The organism is Undibacterium sp. TJN25, assembly GCF_049339885.1.
Taxonomy (GTDB): Bacteria; Pseudomonadota; Gammaproteobacteria; order Burkholderiales; family Burkholderiaceae_D; genus Undibacterium.
Genome location: NZ_JBMPPM010000003.1, coordinates 253,116 through 266,357, shown reverse-complemented (window position 1 = coordinate 266,357; position 13,242 = coordinate 253,116). Strand labels below are relative to the sequence as shown.

The following is a 13,242-nucleotide window of genomic DNA, read 5'->3' as shown; positions in this document are numbered from 1 at the left end:
TCATGCGCCGCATTGTGCATATACGCGATGCTTCTGCACTAGTCACTTTAACTGATTCAATTATCTTATTTCGGAGGAACAATGCCTGGATTCACCGATTACTTTACGGAGAATATGCAAACCTTAGGAATGCCAGTGCCATCTTCGGTATTCACCTCGGTAGCCGCAACCCTTTCCAATGCTGCAGCCATCACCAATGGAATCAAGACTTTCGGCCCAGATGTAACAATCCAAGAGCTGATAGGTGCTGGCTTTCTCTCAGATGCACTCTCAGCGGCAGCAGCATATACCGCCGCTGCCTACGTCGGGGCGGTCATCGGAAGCACTGCAGTCGCTATCGGAAGAGTGATAAGCGGAGGCACTTCGTTATCCGATGTGCTGCTAGGTGTTGCTGATCTGCCTGACCAAGTACCACCGTGGTGGCCTTCTGCACAGTACCCGGGGGGCTATGCAATCGCGGAGGCAGGCGCGGGTGGTGGTGGTGGTGGTGGTGGTGGTGGTGGTGGTGGTGGTGGTGGTGGTGGTGGTGGTGGTGGTGGTGGTGGTGGTGGCGACGGTGGAGGTGGAATTATTCAAGATCCCTACCCGATAGAGGAAGCGGTCATCATCCGTAAAGGCGGCTTTACGGAAACTAGTGTCAAGCAAACCAATCCTGAGCAATTGGTGCATGCAATGGCCAGCTTCGCCATACCGGCCAGCACAACTGTAGCCGCTGCACATCCACTACATGTCCCCGTAACGCTCATAGCACACTCGGTACAATAATCTGAGTCTTGCAAACGATATTTTGTTTGCAAGATTTTCTTCTAAAGAAGAGGCCATATGAAAATGAATTCGACTTTTAAAGACAATGCATTGCTATTAACTATTGCTGTCATTTGTGCAATCTCTTCCTGGATTTTCTGGGCGTATTTTAAAACCACCGGATTCGACATTCTTTATATATGTAGCATTGCTGCCCTATTTCTTGAAAATAGGAAATTACGCACCGCCTTACGAAAAAAAGAGAAAAATATCCAATAAAGACAAATACGTGGAAGATGAAACATGACTGACCAAAGTTAGAAAAAGCTTACAGCGCGAACTTTTAACGCTTTCATAATAAATAACTAATATTTATTTCCGATTTTTACGTTAGTAAATTCATGGTTTTTCTCCAGTTGATTTCTCTATTTATGGAATGTGGTTTTGCTTGCCGAAATGTTAGTAACCTGCTCGGATATCAATGAATAATTACGGAGATAGTAGCGCGCTCGGCACAGAATCAACCGTAACAGACCAGCCTCCGGGCGGCGACAGCGGCCTGCTATCGCTAATTTTAATGTCCAGCTTGCATGGAATCGCCGCCGATGCCGATCAATTGCTGAACGCATATGGCCATGAGCCCTTTACTAACCAGACAATAGTACTGGCAGCAAGAAAACTGGGAATGACAGCCAAGGTAGTGCTGCAGGAAACTACCCGTCTGCTTTTTGCACCCCTACCGGCTATCGGCATCGACGATCACGGCAACTATTTTATCGTCGCCAAATTCGACGACGCCAACAAAGATGCGATCCGGGTTTTGATTCAGCGGCCGTTGCAACCTCCTGCCGTACTAGGTTTAGACGAGTTCCTAGCAGCCTGGAATGGCTATCTGATCTTATTTAGCAGCAAATCTACCTTCGCCGGAGAAACAGCAAAATTCGACTTTACGTGGTTCATTCCCGCCGTTGTCAAATACCGTAAGTTGCTTGGCGAAGTATTAATGATTTCGCTAGTGTTGCAGCTAATCGGCTTGGTCACGCCCATGTTTTTCCAGGTAGTCATGGACAAGGTACTTGTCAACCAAGCGATGAAGACCCTGAACGTTATCGCTACCGGGCTAATCTGCGCCACTGTCTTTGAAGTGACACTAAACGCCATCCGCACCTATGTATTTTCTCATACCAGCAGCAAGATCGACGTCGAACTTGGTGCTCGACTATTCCAGCATCTGCTGAACTTGCCGATCGCGTATTTCGAAGCACGCAAAGTAGGCGACTCTGTGGCGCGCATCCGCGAACTAGAAAACATTCGTACTTTCCTGACCAGCAATGCCATGACTTTGCTGTTGGACGTGGCATTCTCCTTTGTCTACTTGGTGGTAATGCTGTGGTATAGCCCATGGCTAACGCTGATCGTCATCGTCTCCATTCCGGTGTATATCGCACTGTCACTAATATTCACACCAATACTACGGTTGCGCCTCAATGAAAAATTCAACCGAAACTCCGAAAACCAAGCATTTTTAGTTGAATCTATAAGCGGTATTAGCACAATAAAATCAATGGCGGGTGAGCAGCGTTGGCAACAACGCTGGGAAAAGCAACTGGCAGCCTATGTCGCCGACGGCCTGGCCGCGACCAATATTTCCACGGTCGCCAATGGGAGCGTCACACTTATTAGCAAGTTAGTGACCGCGGGTATTATGTGGCTTGGAGCAACCTTAGTCATTGATAGCAAGATGACCGTCGGAGAACTGATTGCCTTTAATATGCTGGCGGGCCAAATTTCCTCGCCCATCTTGCGTCTGGCGCAGCTTTGGAATGACTTTCAGCAAGTAGGAATATCTATGAGCAGGCTGGGCGATATCCTCAACACTCGGACCGAAATCGCCAGTCAGAAAACACATATCCCGCGCATCGAAGGCACGATTGAATTCGAACATGTGTCGTTCCGTTATCGTCCCGACACCATCGATGTCATCTGTGACTTGCAACTGCACATAGGACGCGGCGAAGTGATCGGCATTGTCGGTCGCTCGGGTTCCGGCAAGAGCACACTAACCAAACTGGTACAGCGCCTTTATGTCCCCGATCGTGGACGGGTACTGATTGATGGCCAAAATTTAGCCATCATTGACACTACATCCTTACGCCATCAGATCGGTGTCGTGCTACAGGAAAATACACTGTTTGCACGTTCAATACGTGACAACATCGCGATAAACAATCCAGCATTGCCGCTCGAAGCGGTGATCGAAGCAGCTAAGCTGGCTGGCGCCCACGACTTTATCTGCGAGTTGCCGCAGAGCTATGATACCTTGGTCGGCGAAAACGGTGCTGGCCTTTCCGGCGGGCAAAGGCAGCGCATTGCTATCGCACGCGCGCTGATCATGAATCCGCGTATCCTAATTTTTGACGAAGCCACTAGCGCGCTGGACTATGAATCCGAAAAAATAATTCAGGACAATATGCGCAGCATCTGCGCCGGCCGGACAGTGCTAATCATTGCGCATCGCCTATCGGCCGTGCGCGACGCCAGCCGTATTGTTGTCATGGAGCGTGGCCGAATTGCCGAAATTGGCAACCACCACGAGCTGCTGATGAACCCGCAGGGTATTTATTTCCATCTATATCAATTGCAAGCAAATCACGGCGGCCAATCCGTAAACGAGCAGGTCGGTGCCGCAAAATCCATCCCTCCCCATCTTGCGCTTACGGTTTCGGCTGGTCTGATATGACCCATCGCTATGCCGCCTACTATGTGCTATGGCAACGATATCGCGACGTGTTTGCCTACTTCTGGCGTGAGCGCGCCCGGCTAGACGGGCGACTGCTGACTGAGCACGAGGCGGAATTTCAGCCGGCCGCGCTGGCCATCCAAGAAAAACCGTTATCACCTACTATTCGCCTGACCGCACGCATTCTTATGCTATTAATTTTGATCCTGCTGTTATGGTCTGTGTTTGGCAAGATCGACATAGTGGTCAACGCCAAGGGCAAGGTCATCCCTCAGGCTTATACAAAGGCAGTCTCAGCGATCGAAGTATCCGCCGTCCGCGCTCTGCACGTGGTCGAAGGACAAAGTGTACATGCTGGTGATAGTCTGGTTGAACTCGACTCCAGCAGCGCCCAGGCTGAGCATGACAAGGCTACTGGCAACCTGAATCTAGCTCGCCTGCAGATCGCGCGTTCCCAAGCGTTGCTGATGGCCATCGAGCAACGACATAAACCTCAGTTACAGCGCGTGGGAGGCACGCCTGACGAACTGTGGCACGATGCGCAACAGCATGCTCAGGCCCAGTATGACGACTATATAGCTAAGCTGGCACGTTTCGACGCTAACATTGTCCGCTACTCCAGCCAATTATTATTGGCGACGCAACGCTCCGATGATTATAAGGCGCTGCTGGTCAATCATGACGTGACGGAACATGCGTGGATGGAAAAGCAGCAAGCCTATCTGGAACTGAAGGGCCTGCTTACAGACATGCAACGACAGCGTCAAATACTGATCAGTGATACATGCAAAGAGGCACGCGACGCCATGGTCGAAGCGATCAGACTGGCAAGTGAAAGTGCGCAGGATGCGAAACGCAGCGCCGATCACGCCAAATTACTAACCCTAAGGGCACCAGTAGATGGCACCGTCCAACAATTGATGCTTCATACAGTAGGCGGGGTAGTGCCAGCAGCCCAGTCCTTGATGCTGATAGTCCCTAAAGACAATCAAGTCGAAATTGAAGCACGTATGGAGAACAGGGACATCGGCTTCGTGCAGGAGGGCCAAGCAGCTGCGGTAAAGATCGACACATTCGAATACACCAAATATGGCACCATTCCAGCTCATGTCGCGCATGTGTCGCGTGATGCCGTCGAGGATGAGAAAAAAAACTTGCTGTATGTAGTAAAAATTCAGGTCGACCGTTCTAACATCGTGGTGGACGGCAAAGATCTGCCGTTGTCGGCCGGCATGTCGGCCAACGTGGAAATCAAAACCGGAGAGCGCCGTATTATCGAATATATCTTGTCGCCACTTCTGCACCACCAGCGAGAGACTTTACGTGAGCGTTAAGCCATCCGTTGGACGTCTAGCGCTCATGGCGGTGATCATGGCACTGCATCCAGCCATCGCGATCACCGCCGACTTGTCTGACAGTGATCCGCTGCATAGTCGCCCAACTTTTCTGGCAACTGGTGTGCTACTGCCCGGGGATACGCTACTGCCGCCTTGCGGTAGCGTGCTCAAACCCGTGGGCGCTCTGAGCTTGGTGCAAGCAGTGGATCTAGCGCTGTGTAACAATCCGCATATCAAAGGCGCCTGGGCACTGACCAAAATCCAGGCAGAGGCGCTCGGCGAAGCCAAGTCAGCCTATTTGCCGACACTGTCCACCAGCATCGCCACGCTCAGCGATCGTACTTCCTATCCCGGCCATCCAGACAGCGACAACCACCTGACAGGGCTAGCACCGACGCTGGGTATAACTTGGCGGCTGTTCGATTTCGGCGAGCGCGACGCTAACCGTCGCTCGGCACAGGCCACGCTCAATGCGGCATTGTCCAACCACGAAGCAGTGCTACAAAAAACCTTGTCCAGTGTAATTTCCGCTTACTTCGACGTGCAGACGCAAATGAGCTACTGGCAGACTAGGCAGCAGAACGAAGAGCTCGCGCACCAGACACTGACTACGGTAAAACGGCGCGAAATGCGCGGCACCGCTGCGCAATCAGATACTTTACAGGCGGAGACTGCGCTAGCTAAGGCCGGACTTGAACGCAACCGTGCATACGGAGGCTACCAGAAATCCTTATCGGTATTAATTTATTCAATGGGGATCACGCCCGACGCGCAAGTCACGGTTCTGGAAGACGCGCCAGACACCAGCGAGGGGGTGCGGCAAGAGTTACGGGACTGGCTGTGGCAGGCGCGGCAGCATCCCGCGATTGCCGCGGCACGCGCTAGCGTAGAAGCGGCACAACAAAAAATGACGGCCTTGCGTTCGCAAGGGTTACCTACAGTGGATTTTGCCGGTAATATCTACCAAAATGGCAGGCCCAACCAAGGTCTGTCACCAGTGACGTCGCGCGAAACCATCTTTAGTATAACGCTTACATTACCGCTGTTTGACGGCTTTGGTAATGCCTATCGGCTGCGTGGCGCGCAGGCACAGGTCGAACAAAAGGAAGCGGACCTGGAGAATACCGAGCACGAAATTTTACTAGACGTCCTCAAGGCTCACTCCGATGCTAACGCCGCGTTCGATAATTTGACCGTCTCCCAGCTGCTGCTCAGCTCCGCCGAAGCAGCGCTGAATAGCGTGCAACGCAAGTTTGACAAAGGCGCGGCCGACATCCTCGACATGCTCTCAGCACAAGCGGCGCTGTCCGATGCACGCCAAGAGCGTGTACGTTGCCAAGCGGACTGGCGTTCGGCACGCCTGACATTAATGGCAGCGGCCGGGGCACTCGGCAGGCAGGCGCTGAAGCCATAGTGCGCCAGCCCCGGCAAAATATGGCAATCAGGGCTACCATTATTTAAAGTATCAAATTATTGCTTTCCGCTGCATCGTTCATTAGGTCGCCACGACAAAAATTTATCGACGAAAGCCTTAACTCACGTCAAGCAAGCCTCGCCATCCACAAACACCTTCAGCTCGCCAGGCTGGAACTGAGTCCAGTTTTCATTCGTCGTCAACGGTTCGGTGACAATCACGGCTACCCGGTCCCTGGGCGTGGTCAGCTCGGAAAAGTCTACTGACACATCCTCATCAGACAGCTTGGCCATCGTAAACGGATATTGCCGCACGATGTAGTGCAGCTTGGTCGAGCAATGTGTGAACAATGCCTCGCCATTCGACAGCATCATGTTGAAAGTGCCGTAAGTGGCAATCTCGGCGGCCGCCTGCCGCAGGAAGGCCGTCAGCTCAGACAGCGCCGGCAATACCTCGCCGAAATGCCTGCGCATCTTTTGCAGCAGATAGCAGAATGCACGTTCGCTGTCGGTATTGCCGACCGGCTTGTAGGGCCCGTCCAGCGCGGGGTCGAATTCCTTGAGGTCGCCGTTATGTGCAAATACCCAGTAGCGCCCCCAGCATTCGCGCACGAAGGGATGGCAGTTTTCCAGCGTCACCTGGCCCTGGGTTGCCTTGCGGATATGGGCAATGACGTTTTTTGACTTGATCGGATAATTCTTGATCAGCTCGGCAATCGGCGAGGCGACCGCCGCCTGGTGATCGACGAAATGGCGTACGCCGTTGCCCTCAAAAAACGCAATGCCCCAACCGTCCTTGTGCTCGTCGGTGCGGCCGCCGCGCGTGGCAAAGCCGGTGAAGCTGAACACGATGTCAGTCGGGGTATTGCAGTTCATTCCGAGTAGCTGGCACATGGCTTGACGAGGAGAAGCTGGGTAACGGCACCATGTTACTACCTTTCGGCGCCATGCCGAAAAGCCACATGGACGCATCTATATACAAAATGCTACACAACAGGCAAACCAGCCTTTGCGCTACGACGTTCAGGGAATTATCATCAAAACTGAATAACCATCATGCCGGCTTGCGGCATCTGCGTGCGTATTTTATGAACGACATTACATCACCCGAATTGCGAATATCAACAGCTTAAATGGTGGGAAGCACTCCGACAAACAGTTAAGATGCGGCCTGCTGCAGGGGAACAGACCTTGGGGGAAACGGATTTTTGTCTATGCGGTCTATAAGATAGGCAGCAGGATAGACAGGGTGGAGTTGAAGGATTTCATAATAATGAAGCGAGGAGAGAGGAACAAAATGTTATTTCTGGAGAAGTTTTTTAAACTGAAGGACCATGGGACCGATGTACGCACCGAGCTGCTCGCCGGTCTCACCACCTTCCTGACGATGGCTTACATCATCTTCGTCAACCCGTCCATCCTCGGCGATGCGGGCATGCCCAAGGATTCCGTGTTTGTCGCCACCTGCGTTGCGGCGGCGCTGGGCACACTGATCATGGGGCTTTATGCGAACTACCCGATCGCGCTGGCGCCCGGCATGGGCCTGAACGCCTATTTTGCCTATGTAGTGGTCAAGGGCATGGGCCTGCCATGGCAAGTGGCGCTGGGAGCGGTATTCATTTCCGGCTGCCTGTTCCTGTTCGTCAGCATTTTCAGGATACGCGAGATGATCATCAACGGCATCCCGCATTCGATACGCACTGCCATCACGGTGGGGATAGGCCTGTTTCTCGGCATTATCTCGCTGAAGAGCGCCGGCATTGTGGTCTCCAATCCTGCCACCTATGTCACGCTGGGCAACTTGCACGAGTCCGGCGCCATCCTGGCAATCTGCGGCTTTTTCCTGATCGTGGCGCTGGACAGAATGAAGGTTCGCGGCGCTATCCTGATCGGCATCCTGGCAGTCACCGTGGCCAGCTTTGTATTCGGCGGTAATAAATTCATGGGTGTGGTGTCGGCGCCGCCTTCGCTGGACCCAACACTGTTCAAGCTGGACATCATGGGTGCGCTGTCGGTCGGCATCCTGAACGTGGTGCTGGTGTTCTTCCTGGTGGAGTTGTTTGACGCTACCGGCACACTGATGGGTGTCGCCAACCGCGCCGGCTTGCTGAAAGCAGGCAAGCTGGACCGCATGAACAAGGCCCTGCTGGCCGACAGCACGGCGATTGTCGCCGGCGCTTTTCTCGGTACGTCCAGCACAACCGCCTATATAGAGAGCGCCGCCGGCGTGCAAGCGGGCGGCCGCACCGGCCTGACAGCGGTGACCGTGGCCGTATTGTTCCTGGCCTGCCTGTTCATCTCGCCGCTGGCGGGCACCGTACCGGCCTACGCGACCGCGCCTGCCTTGTTCTACGTTGCCTGCCTGATGCTGCGCGAACTGACGGAAATCGACTGGGATGACACGACAGAAAGCGTGCCCGCCGCCGTGACCGCGCTGCTGATGCCTTTTACCTATTCGATCGCCAACGGCGTCGCATTCGGCTTCATTACCTATGTAGTGCTGAAGCTGCTGACTGGCCGCGTCAAGCAGGTTTCCGCCGTGGCGGGCATCATTTCGGGCGTATTCCTGTTCAAATTCATCTATCTCGGCGCCGGCTAGCTAAGTAGTCGATCCAAAGACAAAAAGGGAGCCGAGGCTCCCTTTTTTGTCATTGCAGCACGCTGCTTATACCCGATACGAAGAAAAGCTTATTCGAGCTTCCATACGAAATCGATCTTGGCCCAGACCTGGTCGGCCTTGCCGTCCTTGGTGCCCGGCTTGAACTTGCACTGGCTGTAGGCAGCCAATGCAGCCTTGTCCAGGCTCTTGGAACCGCTGGATTTTTCTACCTTGGATTCAACGACCTTGCCGTCGGGACCCACCAGCAGGCCCATGCTGACCGTGCCGGTTTCTTCATTCATCAGCGCCGCTTTCGGGTATTTAGGCTGGTCGCAGGATTTGCTGTCCAGTACGGGTGCGCTGTCAGCGGCAAACGCGGAGGCGGCAGCTGTCAGCAATACGGCTGAAACCAGAGTGGAAAGCGTGGTAAAACGGGCGTTCATAGTCAGACTCTTTCAGATTATTTATCAAACTGCAGCCAGTTGTGCCGGCTGCATTCCTTCTTTGCGACCAATTCGCTATATTGCTTAAAACTCGACCCATTCGTCACTCGCAGCGCTTTTGCCCGCTGTTTTAGCGGACGCGGCAATTTTGCGTGTTGCCGGCCGCGCCGCAGCCGGCTTGGCCGCTATTGCTTTCGGCCTGGACTTGATGGCCACCGGCCTGGCTTCAGCGCGCTGTACCACTGGCGCTGCCGTCGCTGCAGAAGTGAGCGTGAACTGGTCGCCGGCACTGAGCCTGAAGATGCTGACAACCTTGGCCAGTTCCGCAGCCTGGTCCTGCAGGCTTTGGGCGGCGGCGGCCGCTTCTTCCACCAGCGCGGCATTCTGTTGCGTCACGCCGTCCATTTCAATGATCGCCATGTTCACCTCTTCAATGCCCACGCTCTGTTCCTGGCTGGCGGCGCTGATTTCGGCAATGATATCGGTCACATGTTTCACACTGGTGACGACCTGGTCTATCGTGATACCGGCCTGGGCCACCAGTTTGCTGCCGACTTCCACCTTCTCGGAAGAGTCGCCGATCAGCGTCTTGATTTCTTTCGCGGCGGCGGCGCTGCGCTGCGCCAGGTTGCGCACTTCGGCGGCTACCACGGCAAAGCCGCGTCCCTGCTCACCGGCGCGCGCCGCTTCCACAGCGGCATTCAGCGCCAGGATGTTGGTCTGGAAGGCAATGCCGTCGATGACGCTGATGATGTCGACGATTTTCTTCGCCGATTCGTTGATGGAGCCCATCGTGTCCACCACCTGCGCCACAACCACGCCACCCTGACGCGCTACTTCCGATGCGGAGGCTGCCAGCTGATTCGCTTCGCGCGCATTGTCGGCGTTCTGCTTGACCGTGACCGTCAATTCCTTCATCGACGACGTGGTTTTTTCCAGCGAGCCGGCTTGCTGCTCGGTACGGGAAGACAGGTCCAGGTTACCCGTGGCGATTTCGCTGGAGGCCGTGGCAATAGTGTCCGTACCTACACGGACCTGGCCGACAATATTGACCAGGCTGTCACGCATTGCCTTCATTTCCGCTACCAGGCTGGTGGTGTCGCCGGTTTTGGTGTCTATAATCGTGGACAGGTCGCCTGCGGCGATCTGGCTAGCGATGCGGGCGGCATAATCAGGCTCGCCGCCCAGCTGGTTCAGCAGGCTGCGGGTGATTGCCCATGCAGCGGCAATGCCGACCAGCAGCGCCAGCGCGCCGAGCACCAGCATCATGCTGCTGGCAACGCCGAATGCGGATTTCGCATCGGCAGCGACTTGTTCATTGATTTTATCCTGCAGCGTCACCATCTCATCCAGCGCATCCAGCCATTTCTTTTGCACTGGACGGATTTTCTTGATCAACGTAATGGTTCCGGCTTCTGCGTCGTTGGCCATGCCCAGCGCCTGCGCTTTGGCCGGCAGCGATGCGGAGGCGTTTTCCTGTTCCTTCAATTTTGCCAACAGGGATTTTTCTTCCGCCGACGTGCCGGCTTCGCTGGCAAACATGCCGGCCAGCTTGCTTTCAAATTCCGTATATTTCTTCGACTGTTCCTTGATCTTGGCCAGTTCCGGTTCCATGTCGCCGGCATCGTTCAGCAAAGTCAGGTTGCGCAGCGACACCATGCGGTCGTACACGATGGCGCGCATGTCGATGATGAGACGGCTTTCCACGTTGCTGACGCTGATGACTTTTTCCAGGCGGTTCTGGATTTGCGACATGCGGGCGATGCCCAGCGCGGTAACGGCAATCAGCAGCGCCAGCACCAGAGCGAAGCCGAGGCCCAGGCGCTTGCCTACCTTCATTTTTGCTAAGTTCATTTAGTTTCTTTTATAAATAGTGTAAAAATTGAAACGTGTCATGCAATTTGGCTGTCAGCGATCCGCTCTCCGTCGGTGCGCCGCGCCTGTTTTTATTGCACGTTCTTTCATCGGGATATCGGATAAGGCGAACACTGAATTAAAAGGCTGTTTCCCATTCTTCTCCCATGATTGAAGTGGCGCAAAAGTGATAGAGATTAGCGACATCCGACCGAGAATATACTTGATTTTTTCCGTATAGCAAGGATTTCTCCAGGAAACTTTCTACTAATATCGAGCAATATTCTGCGAAAAAATGCAAAGCGTTTTCAATACCTTAAGCTGCCGAAAATGCATAAAAATTGTGCAAACAAACTAATGCAGCAATTTAACAATTGAACAGAATTTTCTTTGCCTGAGCAATCAAATGTCCTCACATTGATATTGCGCATCATCATTCTCGTATGGTCATTTTCTACACGGGTGTTAATCTCAAACCGTGGGAGGATGCCATTGCCGTTGCAATGACTGGACGCAACATTCGTGCCAATTAACAACATTGTGTGACCGCCGCCGTGGCGGCATGTCAACAATGGCAAGGATATTGCTCCTCCTGAAGAAAATCATGATGGAGAATTCATGTCGGAACCGATTCGTTTTTATTACCGTGGCAGCACCCATAGCGTGGACCGCTCGGCAGCGACGCAGACCGTGTTGCAGCACCTGCGCGAAGATTTGCACTGCACCGGCACCAAGGAAGGCTGCGCCGAGGGCGATTGCGGCGCCTGCACCGTCGTCATCGGCGAGCTGCAGAATGGCCAGGTGCAGATGAAGTCGGTCAACTCCTGCATACAGATGCTGCCCACGCTGGACGGCAAGGCCTTGTTCACGGTAGAAGACTTGAAAAACCAGGACGCGCTGCACCCGGTACAGCAGGCAATGGTGGAATGCCATGGCTCGCAATGCGGTTTTTGCACACCCGGTTTTGTCATGTCGCTATGGGATCTGTACCTGAAAAACGAAGGCTCGGCACAGGCGCCGCAACGCAAGCAGATAGATGAAGCGCTGTCCGGCAACCTGTGCCGCTGCACCGGCTACCGCCCGATTATCGACGCAGCCAAACGCATGTGCGAGCTGCCCAGGCAAAGCTTTGACCGCGCGGCGCTGGCCGGCGCGCTACAGGCGCTGCAAAGGCAGGAATCCTTTACCTACCGCTACCAGGGCCAGAGCTTCCATGCGCCGCGCACGCTGGCGGAGCTGCTGGCACTGAAAGCAGAGAAGCCTGCCGCCTGCGTACTGGCCGGCTCCACCGACGTCGGCCTGTGGGTCACCAAGCAGATGCGTGACCTGGGCGACATCATTTACCTGGGCCAGGTGGCTGAGCTGAAACAGATGAAGCTAAAAGACGGCATGCTCGAAATCGGTGCGGGCGTCTCACTGAACGATGCTTACAAAGCCATCTGCGAACACTATCCGGAACAGCTGGACGAGTTGTGGAAGCGCTTCGCTTCACTGCCTATCCGCAATGCCGGCACACTAGGCGGCAACGTCGCCAACGGTTCGCCGATAGGCGATTCCTCCCCCTGGCTGATCGCGCTGGGCGCGGAAGTGGTGTTGAACGGCGGCCGCGGGCGGCTGGTCATGCCGTTGGAAAAACTGTACCTGGCCTACCAGAAAAAAGACATGCAGGCCGATGAAATCGTCGAAGCAGTGCGCGTGCCGCTACCGCACAAGAACCTGGTTTTCCGTACCTACAAGCTGGCCAAGCGCTTCGACCAGGATATTTCCGCCGTGTGCGCAGCGTTCTCGGCCACGCTGGAAGACGGTGTGCTGACCAGGGTCCGCATTGCGTACGGCGGCATGGCGGCAACCTCCAAGCGCGCTGCCCAGGCGGAAGCCGCACTCGAGGGCCGTGCCTGGAACCAGGCCAGCCTGGACGCCGCGGTGGTGGCGCTTGCCGAGGACTATGCACCGCTGTCCGACATGCGTGCTTCCGGCGAATACAGGATGAAGACCGCACAAAACCTGCTGCGCCGCTTCTGGCTGGAAACCCGCGCCAATGCGCCGCTTGCCGCCAGCGCAGTCAACGCCTTTGCCCAGCCGGCTGCCAGCCTTGCTTAAGAATTAACGGAG

At 54.6% G+C, this 13,242-nt stretch carries 9 protein-coding genes; 6 read left to right on the top strand and 3 right to left on the bottom strand.

Features of this window, described 5'->3' with window-relative positions:
- The first annotated feature begins 81 nt into the window (after positions 1-81).
- The 4 genes from ACO0LO_RS08175 to ACO0LO_RS08160 all read left to right on the top strand — a co-directional run bounded on the left by ACO0LO_RS08175 (position 82) and on the right by ACO0LO_RS08160 (position 6,235).
- On the top strand, positions 82-765 hold the full coding sequence (locus ACO0LO_RS08175) for a hypothetical protein (protein ID WP_422963715.1): 684 nt from the start codon (positions 82-84) through the stop codon (positions 763-765).
- 460 nt (positions 766-1,225) lie between these two features.
- A complete protein-coding gene (locus tag ACO0LO_RS08170; protein WP_422963714.1) occupies positions 1,226-3,484 on the top strand; it encodes a type I secretion system permease/ATPase in 2,259 nt (752 codons plus the stop codon).
- Positions 3,481-4,818 carry an HlyD family type I secretion periplasmic adaptor subunit gene (locus tag ACO0LO_RS08165; RefSeq protein ID WP_422963713.1) on the top strand — a complete coding sequence of 446 codons (1,338 nt, stop codon included), beginning with the start codon at positions 3,481-3,483 and terminating at the stop codon, positions 4,816-4,818. The genes ACO0LO_RS08170 and ACO0LO_RS08165 overlap by 4 nt, the downstream gene beginning before the upstream one ends.
- Before the next feature lie 37 nt (positions 4,819-4,855).
- Positions 4,856-6,235, top strand: a complete 1,380-nt coding sequence (locus ACO0LO_RS08160; protein WP_422963712.1) for a TolC family protein — start codon at positions 4,856-4,858, stop codon at positions 6,233-6,235.
- A 122-nt stretch (positions 6,236-6,357) separates the two neighbouring features.
- On the opposite strand, the gene ACO0LO_RS08155 is transcribed toward ACO0LO_RS08160, so the two are convergent.
- On the bottom strand, positions 6,358-7,128 hold the full coding sequence (locus ACO0LO_RS08155; RefSeq protein ID WP_422963711.1) for a class II glutamine amidotransferase: 771 nt from the start codon (positions 7,126-7,128) through the stop codon (positions 6,358-6,360).
- A gap of 403 nt (positions 7,129-7,531) precedes the next feature.
- Between ACO0LO_RS08155 and ACO0LO_RS08150 the strand changes: the two genes are divergently transcribed.
- Positions 7,532-8,833: an NCS2 family permease gene (locus tag ACO0LO_RS08150; RefSeq protein ID WP_422963710.1), complete on the top strand. Its 1,302-nt coding sequence runs from the start codon at positions 7,532-7,534 to the stop codon at positions 8,831-8,833.
- An 89-nt stretch (positions 8,834-8,922) separates the two neighbouring features.
- On the opposite strand, the gene ACO0LO_RS08145 is transcribed toward ACO0LO_RS08150, so the two are convergent.
- Both ACO0LO_RS08145 and ACO0LO_RS08140 read right to left on the bottom strand, forming a co-directional pair.
- Positions 8,923-9,276, bottom strand: a complete 354-nt coding sequence (locus tag ACO0LO_RS08145; protein ID WP_422963709.1) for an energy transducer TonB — start codon at positions 9,274-9,276, stop codon at positions 8,923-8,925.
- A gap of 84 nt (positions 9,277-9,360) precedes the next feature.
- The gene (locus tag ACO0LO_RS08140) at positions 9,361-11,130 is read right to left on the bottom strand and encodes a methyl-accepting chemotaxis protein (RefSeq protein WP_422963708.1); all 1,770 of its coding nucleotides are present in this window, start codon (positions 11,128-11,130) and stop codon (positions 9,361-9,363) included.
- Between the two features lie 618 nt (positions 11,131-11,748).
- Here ACO0LO_RS08140 and xdhA point away from each other — a divergent pair.
- Entirely contained in the window at positions 11,749-13,230 is a 1,482-nt protein-coding gene (xdhA, locus tag ACO0LO_RS08135; protein WP_422963707.1) for a xanthine dehydrogenase small subunit, read from the top strand.
- Positions 13,231-13,242: the final 12 nt, after the last annotated feature.

Bases quoted from the DNA above. Each gene is read 5' to 3' on its own strand.
- ACO0LO_RS08175 (WP_422963715.1), top strand. From the start codon at position 82: ATGCCTGGATTCACCGATTACTTTACGGAGAATATGCAAACCTTAGGA.
- ACO0LO_RS08170 (WP_422963714.1), top strand. From the start codon at position 1,226: ATGAATAATTACGGAGATAGTAGCGCGCTCGGCACAGAATCAACCGTA.
- ACO0LO_RS08165 (WP_422963713.1), top strand. From the start codon at position 3,481: ATGACCCATCGCTATGCCGCCTACTATGTGCTATGGCAACGATATCGC.
- ACO0LO_RS08160 (WP_422963712.1), top strand. From the start codon at position 4,856: ATGGCACTGCATCCAGCCATCGCGATCACCGCCGACTTGTCTGACAGT.
- ACO0LO_RS08155 (WP_422963711.1), bottom strand. From the start codon at position 7,128: ATGTGCCAGCTACTCGGAATGAACTGCAATACCCCGACTGACATCGTG.
- ACO0LO_RS08150 (WP_422963710.1), top strand. From the start codon at position 7,532: ATGTTATTTCTGGAGAAGTTTTTTAAACTGAAGGACCATGGGACCGAT.
- ACO0LO_RS08145 (WP_422963709.1), bottom strand. From the start codon at position 9,276: ATGAACGCCCGTTTTACCACGCTTTCCACTCTGGTTTCAGCCGTATTG.
- ACO0LO_RS08140 (WP_422963708.1), bottom strand. From the start codon at position 11,130: ATGAACTTAGCAAAAATGAAGGTAGGCAAGCGCCTGGGCCTCGGCTTC.
- xdhA (WP_422963707.1), top strand. From the start codon at position 11,749: ATGTCGGAACCGATTCGTTTTTATTACCGTGGCAGCACCCATAGCGTG.